This window comes from Flectobacillus roseus (genome assembly GCF_030056595.1).
Taxonomy (GTDB): Bacteria; Bacteroidota; Bacteroidia; order Cytophagales; family Spirosomataceae; genus Flectobacillus; species Flectobacillus roseus.
Genome location: NZ_JASHIF010000002.1, coordinates 124,646 through 141,814 on the forward strand (window position 1 = coordinate 124,646; position 17,169 = coordinate 141,814).

Genomic DNA, 17,169 nt, shown 5'->3' on the forward strand with positions numbered 1-17,169 from the left:
TATTTAAGTGATTTGTTCCAAAGGGAATTTGCAGATAATTGCGGTTTTCTCAAATTCTTTGGTATGAATTTCCATTTTTCCACTATTGCTTTGGACTCTTTGTTCGATATTTTTAAGCCCAAAACCATTTGATTTTTCAAGATTCATACCTTTCCCATTATCTGAAACCGTAAAAATCAATAGATTATTTTCTTCATAAAATGATACTGATGCTTGTGTAGCCTCAGCATGTTTTATGATATTATTGATAAGTTCCAAGCAAATACTGTATAGTTCTAATTCAAATCTTTTGTTTTTCGGTAAAATATCATCATCCATTTGTAAATCGATGATTAGCTTTTGTCCCAAATTAATATCTCCAATTAATTTTTCAATAGCTCCTTTCAGTCCCTTCTTTTCTAGCTCGGCGGGTAATAGGTTGTGTGAAATCAGGCGAACTTCCGCATAGGCAGTTCCCATCATTTCGAGAATAGAGTCATATACTTTTTGCTCTTTACTTGAAAGTTTTTCTTTATCCAAAATTTGTAAGCGATAGCGCATAGCGGAAAGCATTGAACCAAGATTGTTGTGGAGCTCAGAGGCAACTCTCTTTCTCTCAAGTGTTTGTCCTTCAAACAAGGCAGTTAAAATCTCTTCATTCTTTTGTTGGAGTTCTATGTTGGCTTGTTTTAATTCATGAGTTCGTTGATCTACTTTTTGCTCAAGCGTTTTGTTAAAATCTTCTAATTGTGCGTATGCCTTAGATATCTCGAGACTTTGAGTATAGATTTGTTTGTTCTTTTTCGAAAGTTCAAGTCTATTAAACCAAAGCCATAACGCACCAATTAGCAAAACAAGAAGGCCAATGATAGAGATATTTCGTAGTTGTTGTTCTTGACTTACCTCTAATTTAGACGCATTCAACTGTATTTCTTTCTTTGCATACTCGTACTCAAATTTCAAATTTTTGACTTGCTGTTCGATATCTTGCTTTCCGATTTTGTCTTTAATTTTAGAAAGCTTTTCAAAATATAGTAGTGCAGCTTTATTATTTCCTAATTCTTTATAAAAAAGATAAAGACGCTCATAAAGCGTTCTAGAGTATGAGTCTACTCCTCCTTTTTTGTCTAGTGATAAAGCTTGATCAAACAATGGCTTAGCTTTGTTGAATTCTTTTTTGATTCGGTAAATATCAGCTATTTCACTTAGGCTAACCATTTTATCATAATCTGGTACATCTGCATATTGTCCCTCAAGAATAAGTAACTTTTCGAAGGTCTTCAAAGCATCGTCAAACTTACCTAATTCTTTTTGACTTGACCCAATACCACTCAAACAGTACATATCCATGTGATGAATTTGTAGTTTTAGGTTTTGTTGATAGGCGTGTTGAAAATAAGTTAAGGCCGCTGAATGTTTTTTTTCAGTTGCCAGTGCCAAACCAATATAATGTAGTGTTCTGGTGTAACGAATTTTGTCGCCAAGTATCTGATGAATCTTAAGGGCTTTTTGCAAATTGATTTGCGCATTTTTGAAGTCTTTCAATTCTGAAAAAGAGAGCCCCAACATACTCAAATTCTTGGCTTCAAATACTCTGTTTTTGATTTGCTCTGCTTGGTATAAGCTTTTAAACAAAAATTCGGTAGATACCATATATTGAGCATGGCTCATATAGTAAAAACCTCGCTCATAGTTAATGCGCATTATACCCTCCTGCCAATTATGCTTTTTGGCAAGTCTTTCAGCAGTATCCAAATAACTAAATGATTGTTTAGGAGAAGACACCACCTCTAGTTCACTCAACTGACAGAGGAGATTTATTCTAGCGGTATCCAAAGGAAAGCTTTTTCCTTCTTTATCTAGCTGATTTAACTTTTTATGTAGGCTGTCCAATGTTGAGTTTGGCCTAGCTAATGCCAAAAAAGGAAAAGCAAAAAAGATGATTATTTTGAATGGGTGTGTGAAAAACATAATGTGATAAAGCAACAATCAAAATAGTGATAAAAGTATTGGGACTACTCAATAGTAAGTATATGCTTCTTCAAATATACTTAATAATTAGGATTGTCACTCCGACGATATTGAAGCAATTTTGCATTAATGATTCAAGTTCGGAAGTACACTATCGGATGGGATATGGTTAATAAAGTGGGTTATTTAACCATCTTCGATGAAACAGGCAAAGAACATGTTTTTTCTCACCTTACATTACAAGAAATTTCTTTTTTAAAAGAAATGCTTAATCATCGTAAGGTACATATTGACCCTCAACAATGGCTCGTCGCTGGATGGGATGGTCTTTAAATGGTCATCACTGTTGATATGCATTAATAGAAAATCAAATAAAATCCATAGAGATTTAATTCCCAAAGTCTAATTAATAGTTCTATATTATTTTACCTAAATTGCTCAAAATGACCATCCTTAAGGTGGTCATTTTGAGTTTATGTAATGTCTAATAACTCCCCTCAAACAATACCTTCACAACTGTAGCTTTTGCATAGAAATCACTAGAGTCTATCGAAGCCTTTCCCAGAGTTTTGCCATCACAAGTATAAATATACGAAGCAGGGTTGGATATCGATGAATTGTAAACGCCTATATAATATTCTAATTTATAATTACCTGTACTATCCTTATGATTATATACGTATTGTACTACTTGTAGTGGTCCACTTTTAGGCTTTTGAAATTCGGATACTACCGTTTTTAACCAAGGTAACTGTTCGATGGCAGAAGAATTATCGTTAAAACATGTAACTTTTGGCAGTTCGACTGACTCGCTAACTGAGCAAGAACTTATTGAAAGAATAAAGCCTAGACATAGCAAGCATAGGAGGTTTTTCATAGAGCATAAGCTGTTTTGTGTAAAAAACACAAATATACTTTAATTGTAGGTGTTAGAAATGAAGCATGTAGGATTTTTCAATTTTAGTGAGAATTACCACCTAGAGAAAGTCAAAGACTTGTAGTTATATTTTGAAGTTTTGGGGAATTATTGGAAATGGTAGGTACTGGATTGGAAGCTAGTACCAGCGGGAGCGAAGTAAACCTGTACAGTCAAATAATACATTTATTTGTAGGTCTTAGTGAAAAAACACTTAGACAAGTGAGATAGTTATTCATTTTGTAATGCAACAACCGAAATTAATTTATTTCTATTTCTTGGTAAATTTCGAATCCCAAAGCCATTCTCTTTTTCATTATAGTTCTTAATGGTGGAATATAGCCGTTTGATTTTTAAATTTCCTTGTAGTTTATAATAAATTAAGTTATGATATTTTCTTTTTTGAAAATTATCTAAATCATAATCTATGTTTATTTTGAAATTAGGATTATTGAAAAATGAATAAAAATTATGTGGCAAAAAATAAACTGAATCTAAGGAATAAAGCTTTTTAATATTACTTTTAAAGTATTTCAAGTTTGATTCGACAGTAACAATAGTAAAGGAATTATTATCATTTTCTAAATGTAACATTATTGGATTTAGTAAATAAATCTCATCTAATTTTTGTGAATATGCACCAAAACAAAATAAAATTAAAATAATAAATTTATTCATTGAACCTTTCCTTTCTTTAAATTTTTTGGATGGGAAATAGGATGAGTTGACTGACAGTATTCTGTAATTATTGGAACTAGGGTTATATCTAAAACCCTTTCTTTACCAACGTATATGTCACCTTCTGAATTAGCTTTGCTCCTCAAAGGATATTTAATAATATCTGAAACATCACTTCCATTAATGATGCCACCCCACTAGCGCAAGTCTTATACTTATGCTTTCTATTCGTAAAAGTTTTAAAACTTTTACGAATAGGATTGGATTCCTCAGAATAAGCTAATGCTAGCTATCAAGCCAGTATTAGCAGAGGGTACTACAAATTAGGTACAAGGCAAATATTTTGCTTTTTTAAAAAAAGTTGAATCGTTTATTATTGTCTCGCCAATTTTTTTCATTCGCATACTTTTTATAATATTTCCTTCAATTCTATCACATAAATAATATTGTTCTTTTTTTCCATTGTAAATAAATACAGCAATAAGCCCTATGCCTTTTACCCAATAAGTTGAAATCGATGGATTACAATAACTTAGCTCATTAAAATGATATATTTCATATATATTATTATCAACTTTTATTATCTTCTTATTTATTAACCATGATTCCATATTCACGATAGGAGGAAATATATCGTTAGTACCTCCAACAGATGAAGAGTCAAAAGAGTAATATGGTCTAAATTCATCAGAAAATTCCCGATAAACGCCTGTATTATTTTCAAATTCTTTATATTTTAATATTAAAGAATCCTTATTCAGGATTAGAATTTCTTTCAAAGTGTCATTAATCATCTTAACCTTCAAATAGAGTTCTTCTTTTCCTATCACTCTTCCATTCTTATCGTATTTACTGAAGAAATAAGCTTCATCTAATCTCTCTTTAGAACATGAGAGAAAACAAATAAATATAGATAAACAATAATGTAAACAATGTTTTTTCATATCTGCAAAAAGTTTATTGTATGGGTTTTCCATTCTTACCCATCAAGCGCAAGTCTTAGACTTGTGCTTTTAATTTTTAAAGTTTTAAAACTTTACCTCAGATAAGTTTAAGTCCTTTACTAACAAGATTGGAATCCTTAGAATAAGCTAATATAGGCTTGGAGGCTAGCACTAGCGGGGATGAGCGATGGAACTGGATTAGTCATAATATCTAAAATCAATTAGCATTTTGTCTTTGTCTTTCCATTTTACCCAGCCATAGGTCTTAAAATTTTCAATAGATTCAATATCTTGAACCTCTACCTTCAGCCAATCTCCAACAATTTTTTTTCCATAAATAGTATAAGTGTCGTAATCAATATACAATACTTTCTTGGAGTTTTCAGTTGGCAAAACTCTCACTGGGTTTTTCTTTTTATCAACTATGATAGAATTATAGTCGTAATTAAGAATAAAGTTCGTCCAACTGTAATATTTTAAACTATTTTCTGATTTACTAATAAATTTTGATTGCCCATTTCCTATAGAAACTTGATACCTATCTTTATCTTCACGAATTACTTCGATTAAAAAAATATCATTTGGAATATCTATTGCGTAAGGATTAAACGTTTCGGGTAATCTAGGGTTTATATCTCCTAACAAAGAAAATTCTAAATAAATACTATTATCGCTATTCAAAATGGTTAATATATTATCCTTACCTAAGTCAGAATTATTACATAAAAGCCCAGCACTCGAATAGCAGTTAAATATTCCTAAAAATGGGCTAATACACAATAGAATAAATCTTATTACTTTCATCAGTCTTTTGTTTTTTTGTCCTAATTGTCACAGGTGGTAAACCATAACCTAAATATCCATGGTTATTATGCCCCCCAACTCTTATTGCCCCAATATTTGATCCGTTGGTTCCTTGATAATTTACATTAAATCCGAATCTTTGGGCTGTTTCATAAATCAATTGATTATTAGTATTACTGAACCCCACTAGCGCAAGTCTTAGACTTGTGCTTTTAGTTTTTGAGTCTCCATTCAAAATACTACTAAATCTAAGCCAAATGTAGGATATCTTGCTGTATACCCTGTAATGTTTTGTTCTTGTAATTTTCTATGAAGATTTTCGGATATATATACTTGATTTGTTAAAAATTGAGTTCCAAAAATATCAAGCTCAGAATTAAAGTTAGAGTTAAAAACTAATTCTGTAACTTTGACTGCTCTACCTGTTTCATAAAAAACATTTAAATAATCTTGATAAGACTGAATATTAACTGAAAAATTTTCACCAAATGTCCTCTTGTGATCACGTAAGTTATATTCACATTTTGAAAAGTCAACAGTATTTTCACCTGTTTCAAGATCAAAACAAAACCACCAGTAACCATCTACAATTTTTCCCCCCTGAATAAAAGTAATTTCAAAAAAATTATGATTTGGCAAATTAGCTGTTTGTAGTATTTCTTTCAATTTACTATTCACAAAAAAACATCTGAAAAGTCCACTAGCACCAATATAATCAGTGAGTATAGCTGTTTTTGCTAATTTTATATGGAGTAATTTACTTCCATACTCCTCCCATTTAGCCCATTTTTTCCACCAATCTTTATCCATTAAAACATCGGGAAAAAAAACACTCGTAAAATGGGGATGACTGTGAAAAAACAAATCATCAAAAATTATTTGCCCACCTCCATCTCTAATACCTACTACTTTCGGGTCTGAACTTTGTCCAAACTCTCTAAAATTTAATGTTATCCTGTTATTCATTATCTAAATGCTTCATTTAAATTTGGTTCACCTAATTTTGTTCAATCAATTAACGCAACCATCAGATGGAGACAAAAAGAGTGAACCTATTCCAAAAAATCCATCTGAAATACAGGATATGATGTATCAAAACCGTTTAAGTTATGTAGTATTAATCTATCGTATAATCATTAGCGCAAGTTTTAGACCTATGCTTTCAATTTCTCTAGTTTTAAAACTTTACTTCGGATAATTTTAAGTCTTTTACTAGCAGAATTGGAATCCTTAGATTAAGCTAGTACTGGCTTGGAAGCCAGCATTAGCGGGGGATTACTCAACCAGTATAGTAACTTTAACTTTAGAATGATTATCAAAATTCAATACTTGTTCACGGGTCAAAATATCACTTACACGACATATATTATTATATCTCCCCCTAACTTTATCATCAAAATTATAATTAAATGTTCTTGATTTGGGACTATTGATAACTTTGATATTTCCCTTTTTTCCAATGTTTTCAAACTGCCCCATTGAGTAATATACATCCACATTATTTTGGTTAAATATCAAATAGGCATCAATACCACTATTAAAACCATTAAAATGACTTTTAACGTATGATTTTGGTAAATTATACTCATCTTTAAATTTTCCAAAATAAAAATATGACTCTGTATGGTTATCTATTCTTGTAACATATACTCCGTCATATTCGTATAATGTGATTCTTTTTTTGTCGTCACATGAACAAAAAAAGAAGATCCAAACCCCAATAAAGTACTTTGTCATTTTATCTATATAATTTATTTTTATTATGCTTATTCCCTACTTCTATACCAGCTTTAGATAATTTATCTTCTCCGTTAGTACCCCACTAGCGCAAGTCTTAGACTTGAGCTTTTTATTTCTCTAGTTTTAAAACTTTGCTTCAGATAAGTTTAACTCTTTTACGAATAGGAATGGAATCCCTAGTTTAAGATCGTGATGGCATGGAAGCTAGTACTAGCGGGTATTTTTGCTTACATCGCTACTAATGGCTAATCCAAATGGGGTGTAATCGTTGGTCTGTATCTGCGTGGCATTGGCATCGTTGGCTAAGTTGTGCTAATAGAGTCACTTACCTTTGTTAGTGCCTGCTACAAATATTGCATTTGACTTTACCTTGAACCTATTTGTACCGCTTGTTTATACGGCGAAGTAAACCTCTACATTTGAGTACAGTCAATGACTGCATTTATTTGTGAGTCTAAGTGAAATAGCACTTAGATTAGCGGGGGGTGTATGTTTTACGAATAGATTGCTATGAGAAACTACCATACTTAAAGAGGGGTAATACTTGAGTAGTAAGGTATTTCCTAAACTCTAAATAATTTTCATCCTCTTTGAAGAAAAAATACTCTGAATAACCAAACGAGGTATTTATTTCAGCATCACCACTATCCCAAACAATAATACATAGAATAATTTCTGTATAATTAGACCTATGTAAAGCTAATGAAAAATATTCGTCATGATATATACAAGACAAATCATCCAAGTCATTATCTTCTATAGAGCAAATCTCTTTTACTAAAATTTGCTTCATGATCTCTTTTAATTGATATGAGTTAACAATTTGAGAGTAAAATCTGTTATAAGCTGTAGAATGGTCCTCCATAATATTTCCAGTATTTGGGATTTGGTATAATATGTTCCTTATTAAAATTTATATGAAATGGTGCGGGAGTTTTTCCTAATCCCTTTGCTCTCCCTTTTGAAGGAGATAGAGTGTGTTTATGTGCTTGAACTCTAAGTTGAATCCTATCTGATAAACGAGAATTGCTGTTATAGAATTTGAAAATAACACCTTTATCTATCTTTTTTACACTCTTTAATAAACTCAACTTAATATTCCCAGCATAAGCTAAACCAGTACTAACCCCAACTGAAGTAACTACACTTCGTGCTTTTTCATTTGATACTCCTGTTGATAAATATGAATTATAAAAATTAGCCCTTGCAAATGGGTTAAACTCAAAGTTGAAAGAATTGGGGTCAACTCCAGATTGTTCTGATGCCCATAACATTGCTAAAGCAAGCATCGCTTCATCATCTACTTCTTGATCAATTCGGTCTAAAATATCATCTGGTATCTGTACTTGACCATTAGCGTCTCTTCCATAAATTGCTCCCGAAAAATTAGAATTATATGGAGACAATTTATGTTCTCTATAGATTTCTTTATAACTATTGTACCCTTCATTACCCAAATTGTTTATATAATTACTCCATGAAGAGCTAATGTCTCTCTTTTTGGCAGTTACGGTGACTTCTGGCAAGAGTTTTCCATCATCTTTTCCATCACCATTGACATCCTCCAAGCCAAACAAATCTATTCGGTTAATAGGATTATTTGAAACATAATGATAAGGCGTTAGATTAAAACGTTTCTCCGCCAACGGATCCACCGCCATCCATCTACCCAACTCTGGGTAGTACATTCTAGCTCCATAGTCTAGCCAGTTGGTGCCGTCTTGTAGCTCTTTGCCGATGTAGAGCCTGCACTGTTTGGGTAGGGGTCATATTATCGCCTAAGGATAATATCGATACTCCAAAGGCTCCGTAATAATTCCCCTGATATATCTTGGTTTGCTCTCTGTCGCAAACGTTGCCCAAGTGGTCTTTGATGTCGTACCAGTAAATGTACTTGCCCAGGGGACTGTTGGTGTCTAATCTTCTCGGAAGTGTATCTTGAATTACTTCCGAATTTTGGGGTGAGCAGATACTAGTAATCCTAAGCCTTTGTTAGTTCTGACTTGGAAGCCAGTACTAACGGGGCAGTAAAATATCCCTCTTGGGAACACGACCTAAAATGAGGGTATTCTATCTAAATCTTGGGCTGTACTCCAAATGGGTTCATCTCTAAGCTTTTGAGTAAATCCAGTTGCCCAAAAACTAATATCACCAACATCCGTTTCAATAATAAAAAACCACTGCAAATTGCCATTTGGGGTCTTACTCTCATTTATACGTTTCACGCAACTAATTATAATATTTTGAGTATCACCAAATTCGATTTTGATATTTGTATTTGACACATTTTCAAAATTAAGGCTACAAGGAGCGACTAAAAAAGATTTCCAAGAATCAGACCACTCAAAGATATAATCTATGTCAAGTGAGATACGGAAATTTTGTGTATCAAAAATTATCCCATATAGGCGATTGTCATGCCAGCCCATATTATTAAAATCTTCATTTGTCCAAAGCGGTATAATAGTTTCAGTCATTTAAGCGATTTTTAATACTCGTTTTATAGTAATTATATCTTCTTGAGCCATAGACTCTACGGTCTTTCTGTCCTTGTTGTAATGGATTTTTCCTTCTTTATCAATATTAGGCAAAGATTGCTGAACGTGAGGCGTTTCAACTCCTTTGTGAATAGGACCAACCCACTAGCGCAAGTCTTAGACTTGTGCTTTCTATTTCTAAAGTTTTAAAACTTTACTTCGGATAAGTTAAACTCTTTTACTAACAAAGAAAATGCTAGTGCTGGCTTGGAAGCCAGCACCAGCGTTTTTTACTTTATTACCGAAATCAGAAATCCCAAATCATCAATAGTTTGAAATCCTTCTGATAGTCCTAAAATCTTATACTTTACTCTTCAAGCCTAACGCCCATCACTTACATTTTCCCATTCAAACTGAATATGAAAAGGCTCTTTCTTTTTCTTATCAGCAAAGTCGAGTGTTATTGTTGCTGCATGAAAAGTGGTTCGTTCGCCCAATTCTATCTGTTCGACCTCTTGATTATGAAAGATTTTCTTAATTCTTTTTGGTGCATCATATTCTCTTAGGGAATGATTTTGTAGTACTTGACTCAAACAGTTGTCATAGTCATAATTTTGGGTTGTGAATAAACCGAATTCGGAGGAAGTTACTAAGACGAGAAATTCATCAATATAAAAATATCCCAATATGCTCATTTTACGATACTTATAATAATTCATTCTGGCCATATTAACTTTCAAAAGCTTCGTCACAGTTCTATCGGCTTGATGTACGATTTCTTCCTGCAGCAAAATAACCGTAGATTTTGTATCAATGTATTTGCCAGTACCTTTTGAGTTACTTACGTCTGCCTTATCGACGTACCTTCTCAATGCTTTTATGGTAACAGAGTCTCTAATATCTAATAATGGAATCGTACATTGAGCAAATAAATTTGGAGTAAAAGTAAAAAGTAGCATGCACAAAAGTGCAAGAAATGAAAGGTGAGTTTTCATAAGAAAGGTTATATTATAATTAATTTAGAGATGTAACTTGTTTATTAATGTAGAAATTACTTTGTTAAGATATAAAATTTATTCTTTTCTATTTTGTCTTAAATGACTTTTATTTTTAGCATGTGCTTAAAATACAATTATTTGCCTTATGCCTTTGGAGAAGAATTTAGGTTAATTTTCCTTCAAGAACACCTTCAAATAGCTTATCTATATTTAATGAACTAATTGGTTTATAATTAGAAAAAACTGATGGCTCGGGATAAAAGTATTTTGAGAATACAAACCCGCTTATTTCTACATTAAATACATTAGCATATTTTACGATTAAATCCCTACCATCGTCTCCTGTCACCCCCAAATCATTTTCTAACTCGGTAGTATCTGTGATCTCGATGTTGAATTCTCCAATTTCCTCCCTAATGAATTGAATAAGTTGATATTTTAGTTCATTGTCCATTTTGACAGAAGAATTAAATGATTGGGGTTTTAGATATCCTGATTCAAAAAAAAATCGGTACCGAAATATTCAGTACCGATTACAATTTAACCAATAATTATTAATAAAATTCTTTATTGTCTAGTCAATGTTTCCTTCACAATACGAGGAGCTGCTACGTTGTAAGAGTAATTCAAGTAGAATCTCTTCGTAGCTGGGTCGTAATAGTTTTTAGAATAACTCTGGTCTACGTTTGGAGTTGCACCCGATGGTTTAACGGTTACTGAATTATCAGGGTTGATGGTCAACAACATGTAATATCCAGAACCACCTAGGTCACCTAACTCAGCAATTACTGTGTTAGCATTCACACTTACCAAGTCTTTTACACGGTCGATAGCACGGTCACCAGCAGTTGGGTGTGAGAATACCCCAGCAGCTTTGTAACGACCATCCCATTGGTTTTTAGCGATGATTTTGAACAAGGCTGAACCCAATCCTGAACGGATTTTGTAAGCACCTGCATTATCTACCGTTAAACCTACCGCATAGTCAGCGCCAACGATTTTGGTAGGATCGATTGTCAACTGAACAATTTTACTGAACTCACCAGCATTGAATGTTACATCTGTAGCCGAAAGTTTGTAAAAAGAAGTTGGCAAAGGTTTGATAGTTGTTCCATGTGCCGTGTTATAGTTTGTAATCAAGGCGTCATCCACCTTTAACTTCACTGTAACAGTCGATTGCAATTCAGCATTGGAAGTTACATCACGGATAATTTCCACTAAATCAGCCGTTTTGTCTCCTGCACTTAGTTCTAGGCCTACATTGTTTAGTTCTGTGCTTGCAGCAGGGATTCTAACAAAGTTTGAGCCTTTTCCAGCAATTAGGTCTTTGCCTTCTTCGATACAACTCGTCATCGAAAGAAGTGAACCTAAAGCTAGGACATTAAATATGTTGATATATTTTTTCATTGCTTCTAGAATTATAAAAGGTTAATCTATTTGTCCCACCAAATTTTAGCATCTTGTGTATCGCCACCTGTTAGTCTTGATACTGCTGCTTGATAATTTGTTTTGTTAAGGTTTGGCTCATTTGAACCATACACAAAACGACGAGGAATCTGTTTACTGGTGTTGGTAGCCTTTGGTGTTGGAGCAAGAGCAGGAACCCCTGTTCTACGCCATTCTGACCAACCGTTTGCACCATCTGGGAAGAATGAAATATAACGTTGAGTACGAACTTTTGTAAGTATGTCAGTACTTGTTGTGCCTAATTGAACACCTGCGTTCGCCATAAAAGTATTAAACTTCGTTTGGTCAAATACACCCCATTGTTTCCAAGACATTTCAAGACCTTTGCTGTACATAGTTGAAGCATTTTCAGTTGTCCAGCCCAAAGCAGCCGCTTCAGCTCTTGCCAAATACACACTCGCAGCAGTCAATACAAATGAAGTTGAACTACCAGCTCTAAAACTAGGATTCAAAATTCTTGACCAGTCAGCATGTGCGTTAGTATAGTTAACAGCATCGTCACGAGTCAAGCCATAAGGCATTGGTACTACAGTACCACTTGCATTTGGTTCGCCATAAGCATTTACACGAGCGTCAGAAGTAGCATAAAGCATATTTACGATCACATCACTAATACCGTAATCTTTACGTCCGTTATAAGTGTTGTACCAAGGGCTATTGAATGTACCACCTGGGTATGCTACCTGAGTATTGTCCTCATTTGCATCAATCACACCACCACTAGATGCCAAGGCATCCAAAAACTGCGCTTTACCTGTAGTTGGGTCAACTTTTGATAAGCGAAGCGCCATGATTAAACGCAGTGAGTTAGCAAATTTTTTCCAACGAGTCAAATTGCCACTATGTACAATATCGCCAGCAGGAGCAGCACCACCGTCAAATTGAGCCACAGCTTCTTTCAATTCTTTAAACAAACCATTATAGATTTCTTGTTGGGTATCGTATTTTGGTTGTGTTTTTAATTGTAAAGCTTCCGAATAAGGCATATCACCCCATTGGTCAGTCAACATCAAAAAGCGATATGCTTTTACAATACGAGCCAAAGCAATTTGGTTATTGTTTGAGCCATTTAACGCTGCATAAGCTTTGGTAGCAGGATCCGTATTGTTATTGATGATGTTTTGTAAGTCATACAATGAACCAGCATAGTTACCATCCCAACCAATTTGTGGAATAGCATAAAGTGATGTTTCTGTATATTGTGTTTCTGCAAAATATTGGCAGTACAAACCATTTCTGATTGAGCCGTTGGTTGCAGGGCTATCAAAATCTAACAATGCGTTTGTTAACAAAGCTGATGTTACTGGTGTTACAATGGCATTGGGGTTGTCGTTCATTGTTCCAAAATCCGAACAACTTGCTGTGAAAAGCATAACTGATGCAAAACCCAGCGTTTTTAGTATATTTTTACGTATCATCTTACTCTTCAATTAAAATCGTTTGTTAGAAACCTAATTTGATGTTTACACCTAATGATCTTGTGCCTGGGAACTGACCGTTTTCACCGAAAATTTGAGACATCTCTGATGGATCAAAATCTCTGTTTTTAGTATAAATCAACCAAGGGTTACGAGCAACAATTGAAACCGTTGCGCTTTGTAACAATTTGCTTCCTTTTACTGGAATTCTATAACCGATGCTAACCTCTCTCAATTTGATGAAGTCAAGGTCATAAACGTGTTCTTGAGAAAGTTTGTTAGTAGCGAATTGGTGGAAGTAGGTATAAGCGTCTACATATTTATCTACTGCAGCACCATCTGCTGTTACACCTTGTACGTGTACACCACCACCATCAGCGATAGGGTCACGGATAGGGTTTCCTTTGTCGTTTACACCTGCAGTTCTTTCAAACAACCCTGAGAAACCACCCCAGTAATCAGACAATGAGAAGTATTTACCACCTTTAGAGAATTCAATATTAGCAGAAAGAACGAAGTCTTTGTATTGGATTTGGTTGAACCAACCACCTGTGAAGTCTGGCAATACACTACCCAAATAAGAGTTTGGAGTTACAACATACATACCATCAGCAGTCAATACTTTCTTGCCATCTTTGTAAGTATAAGCACCACCACGGATTTGACCCCATGCTTCACCTACTTGGTGAACAACTGTACCCACACCAAAAGCATCTGAAGTTACTGTAATCGCATCTACACCTTCAGCCAATGCTAATACTTTTGAAGTGTTTTTAGCCCAGTTTACAGTAGTAGTCCAAGTTACATCCTTAGTTTTAACAGGAGTTGCATTCAATGAAACCTCTAAACCATGACGGTTGATTTTACCAGCGTTAATCAATTTAGATGTAAAACCACTTGTTCCTGAGATAGGTACAGTAATGATTTCATTGATTTTATCTTCGTTATAATATGTTACTGACAAACCTACTTTATCTTTCAAGAATTTCAAATCCAAACCTAATTCATACGCAGATGATAATGCTGGCTTGATGTTAGGGTCAACAATCGTATTTGGTGTTCCCATATATGAGTAAGAACCAAATTTTGCAGAAGCTAACGAGTAGTTCAAAGCCAATGAATAAGGGCTTAAGTCAGAACCCACTTGCGCCCAGCTAGCACGAACTTTACCAAATGACAATGCAGGAACAGTATTGCGAATCAATTCACCGAAGATGAATGAAGTACCTACCGATGGATACGTGTAAGAGTTAGCATCTTTTGGAAGAGCTGAAGAACGGTCATTACGTACAGAGCCTTCTAAGAAAATAATGTCTTTGTAACCAAATGAACCACGTGCATACATACTGCGAATTTCTTTGTCTGAACGGTAAGAACTCAAAGAAGGAGTCGATGATGAGTTGCTCAATGCGAAATAATCTGGAATTACTAGACCATTTACAGTTCCAGCAGACATTGTTCTGTAGCTATCGTGACGGATGTTACCCCCAGCCATTACATCAACTGTGAAATCCTTGATGTGCTTGTTGTATGTTGCCATCAATTCATAGTTCATCTCGTTTGGTGTGTTGCCGTTGTTTACGATATTACCATAAGTTTGGTAAGTGTTATAACCTGCTTTCAAACCTGTTTGAGTAGCCGATGTTTGAAGAATGGTTGGCACTTTTGATTCACCGAATGTATTACCTTGATTGAAACGAACAAAACCTGCCACTTTCAAATTATCATTGATTTTGTAAGTCAAGTTAACATCACCAAACATACGTCTTCTATTTTCCGAAATATCTAATTTTTCGAAATATGAGTAGAAGTTATACCAGTAGTTCGCTCCGTAGAAATTCAATGGAGATGAGGCATAAGCACCTGGGTTGTTGTGGTTCCAGCTAGCCAAAATACCTTCTGGAGAAGTCAAATCTTTCAATTCTTTCAATTTATTCAAATCCAAATCTCTGTGGAACCAAGAGTTGAATGAACCTGAAGATTGGTTAGAATAACCGTCATTGAATTGTCCTTTGATAGTGTACTCAGACAAGTTGATGTTAGCCGTTGCAGTTAAGTGTTTTCCTAAATCTACTGTAGTTTGTGACGAGATATTATACTTTACACCACTTGATTTGTACATCAAACCATTTTGGTTTTGTGCTGTAAACGAGATACGGGTTGTATAGTTATCACCAGCTTTCGAGAAGTTTACGTTGGTGTTTGTAGCAAACTGACCTTGGTAGAAATCACGGATGTTGTTTGGTTGAGCTACCAAAGAGGCAGTTTTTCCAGTATATTGTGTGCCTGGATACCAAGAATACCAAGGAATATACTCTTGACCTACCATACGAGGACCCCAAGAAGCATCATCAGAGTAGTCATGATAGTATTTACCATTTAATGCTTTCCACTCTTCTGGCATACCAGCTTCATAATTGAATTTAATCATGTCTGATGAAGCACCACCTGCATAAGAGTTTTGGTAGCGAGGCAAAATGTAAACTGTTTCGTAAAAAGTACTTTGGTTCAATTCGATACCAACGCCTTTTTTCATGGTACCTTTTTTAGAGGCCATGATGATTACACCAGCATCACCACGTTGTCCGTAAAGTGCTGTTGCACTTGGACCTTTCAATACTGTTACTGATTCTACGTCATCTAAGTTTACGTCAGATGAACTTACAGGGTTACCGTCAAGGATGTAAAGTGGAGCTTTGTCGCTCAATGAACCCGCACCACGGATACGGATACTAGCATCGCGACCCAATGCTACTGTTGACTGGCTACGTACCTGAATACCAGCTACTTTACCAGCTAATGCGTTGTTTAAGTTTGTTTGACGAATAGTGTTCAATTGTTCATCCTTAACACTTTGAGCAGAGTAAGCCAAAGATTTTTCTGAACGTTTCACACCTAAAGCTGTAACCACAACTTCTTCGATTTGTGAAGTGTTTACTTTTAATGCCACGTTGATTTGTGATTGTCCGCCTACAGTAACTGTTTGAGCAGCAAAACCCACAAATGAAAATGTCAAAACAGCGTCTTTCCCTACAGCAATTTTGTAGGAACCATCTGCACCCGAAGTTGTTCCGCGGGGTGTACCTTTAATTGAGATACTAACGCCAGGAAGTGGAGCACCATCTTCAGATGAGGTCACCTTCCCTGTAACTTGCCTATCTTGTGCAAACGCGTTGCCTATCTGTACAAGAAGAAATACAGTAATAAGCAGTAAGAGTTTTCTCATAATGATTATTGTTTAAATTGTTTGGTAAAAAGATTCTTTTTAAAGGTGGAAAAGAAATATAAACTAGCTAACTATAAGTATATACGTATTCCAGAAAGGGTACACTCAGTTGTGAGTACACACAGTAAAAAAGGCATCATTCCGCACGGAAAAGATGAATATGGAAATATCAAAACCCGATAAGAGTCGTATAGACGCACTTTTTACAGGCAGTTGTAGCAAAACAATGCTTGGATTTTGATTATTTGAGATTGAATGGTAAAAGGAAAGATCCTAGGTGTGATTTCACCCAGAAGTTGTTGTTGATTCTAAATAGTTTTCCTTTAGTTTGGTTGAATTGTTGGTAAAGTTCTTCAAGCTAATTAGTCAAGTTATGTCAAAAATCACCTATGAAATAGGATAATATTCAACGATAATAAATTTAGTTTCGGTTTAAGTTTTAATCTAAAGCCTAAAATCAAAAGAAGCTATCTACCAACAAAGAGGAATGACAAGGAGAAAATACGTATGTGATTGTTTACATGAAAGAAACTCTCTAAGATCTAAGTAGG

Annotated in this window: 17 protein-coding genes; 1 reads left to right on the forward strand and 16 read right to left on the reverse strand. The window is 34.6% G+C overall.

Translation table 11 applies throughout. From position 1 onward, the window contains the following. Positions 1-3 precede the first annotated feature (3 nt). Complete coding sequence (locus tag QM524_RS00680; protein ID WP_283343029.1) at positions 4-1,872, reverse strand: tetratricopeptide repeat-containing sensor histidine kinase; 1,869 nt, start codon at positions 1,870-1,872, stop codon at positions 4-6. 207 nt (positions 1,873-2,079) lie between these two features. Here QM524_RS00680 and QM524_RS00685 point away from each other — a divergent pair, with 207 nt between their 5' ends. Continuing rightward, the gene (locus QM524_RS00685) at positions 2,080-2,283 is read left to right on the forward strand and encodes a hypothetical protein (RefSeq protein ID WP_166578952.1); all 204 of its coding nucleotides are present in this window, start codon (positions 2,080-2,082) and stop codon (positions 2,281-2,283) included. A 151-nt stretch (positions 2,284-2,434) separates the two neighbouring features. On the opposite strand, the gene QM524_RS00690 is transcribed toward QM524_RS00685, so the two are convergent. The 15 genes from QM524_RS00690 to QM524_RS00760 all read right to left on the reverse strand — a co-directional run bounded on the left by QM524_RS00690 (position 2,435) and on the right by QM524_RS00760 (position 16,618). Next, positions 2,435-2,827, reverse strand: coding sequence for a hypothetical protein (locus QM524_RS00690; protein WP_283343030.1), 393 nt, complete (start codon positions 2,825-2,827; stop codon positions 2,435-2,437). A 270-nt stretch (positions 2,828-3,097) separates the two neighbouring features. Beyond that, complete coding sequence (locus tag QM524_RS00695; protein WP_283343031.1) at positions 3,098-3,544, reverse strand: hypothetical protein; 447 nt, start codon at positions 3,542-3,544, stop codon at positions 3,098-3,100. 323 nt (positions 3,545-3,867) lie between these two features. Continuing rightward, the gene (locus QM524_RS00700) at positions 3,868-4,521 is read right to left on the reverse strand and encodes a hypothetical protein (protein WP_283343032.1); all 654 of its coding nucleotides are present in this window, start codon (positions 4,519-4,521) and stop codon (positions 3,868-3,870) included. Between the two features lie 165 nt (positions 4,522-4,686). Beyond that, the gene (locus QM524_RS00705) at positions 4,687-5,292 is read right to left on the reverse strand and encodes a hypothetical protein (protein WP_283343033.1); all 606 of its coding nucleotides are present in this window, start codon (positions 5,290-5,292) and stop codon (positions 4,687-4,689) included. A gap of 231 nt (positions 5,293-5,523) precedes the next feature. Further along, positions 5,524-6,258, reverse strand: coding sequence for an imm11 family protein (locus tag QM524_RS00710; protein ID WP_283343034.1), 735 nt, complete (start codon positions 6,256-6,258; stop codon positions 5,524-5,526). A gap of 309 nt (positions 6,259-6,567) precedes the next feature. Further along, a complete protein-coding gene (locus QM524_RS00715) occupies positions 6,568-7,029 on the reverse strand; it encodes a hypothetical protein (protein WP_283343035.1) in 462 nt (153 codons plus the stop codon). Positions 7,030-7,540: 511 nt separating this feature from the next. Then, positions 7,541-7,825, reverse strand: a complete 285-nt coding sequence (locus tag QM524_RS00720) for a hypothetical protein (protein WP_283343036.1) — start codon at positions 7,823-7,825, stop codon at positions 7,541-7,543. Between the two features lie 46 nt (positions 7,826-7,871). Next, positions 7,872-8,771 carry an RHS repeat domain-containing protein gene (locus tag QM524_RS00725; RefSeq protein ID WP_283343636.1) on the reverse strand — a complete coding sequence of 300 codons (900 nt, stop codon included), beginning with the start codon at positions 8,769-8,771 and terminating at the stop codon, positions 7,872-7,874. Positions 8,772-9,086: 315 nt separating this feature from the next. Beyond that, positions 9,087-9,509 carry a hypothetical protein gene (locus QM524_RS00730; RefSeq protein ID WP_283343037.1) on the reverse strand — a complete coding sequence of 141 codons (423 nt, stop codon included), beginning with the start codon at positions 9,507-9,509 and terminating at the stop codon, positions 9,087-9,089. Continuing rightward, on the reverse strand, positions 9,510-9,662 hold the full coding sequence (locus tag QM524_RS00735; protein WP_283343637.1) for a polymorphic toxin type 24 domain-containing protein: 153 nt from the start codon (positions 9,660-9,662) through the stop codon (positions 9,510-9,512). Between the two features lie 227 nt (positions 9,663-9,889). Further along, entirely contained in the window at positions 9,890-10,504 is a 615-nt protein-coding gene (locus tag QM524_RS00740) for a hypothetical protein (RefSeq protein WP_283343038.1), read from the reverse strand. A 166-nt stretch (positions 10,505-10,670) separates the two neighbouring features. After that, on the reverse strand, positions 10,671-10,961 hold the full coding sequence (locus QM524_RS00745) for a DUF1493 family protein (protein WP_283343039.1): 291 nt from the start codon (positions 10,959-10,961) through the stop codon (positions 10,671-10,673). A 113-nt stretch (positions 10,962-11,074) separates the two neighbouring features. Next, complete coding sequence (locus QM524_RS00750) at positions 11,075-11,914, reverse strand: BT_3987 domain-containing protein (protein WP_283343040.1); 840 nt, start codon at positions 11,912-11,914, stop codon at positions 11,075-11,077. Between the two features lie 26 nt (positions 11,915-11,940). Beyond that, on the reverse strand, positions 11,941-13,392 hold the full coding sequence (locus QM524_RS00755; protein WP_283343041.1) for a SusD/RagB family nutrient-binding outer membrane lipoprotein: 1,452 nt from the start codon (positions 13,390-13,392) through the stop codon (positions 11,941-11,943). A gap of 25 nt (positions 13,393-13,417) precedes the next feature. Continuing rightward, positions 13,418-16,618 (reverse strand): SusC/RagA family TonB-linked outer membrane protein, encoded by a 3,201-nt coding sequence (locus tag QM524_RS00760; protein WP_283343042.1) that lies wholly within the window; start codon positions 16,616-16,618, stop codon positions 13,418-13,420. Between the last annotated feature and the right edge of the window lie 551 nt (positions 16,619-17,169).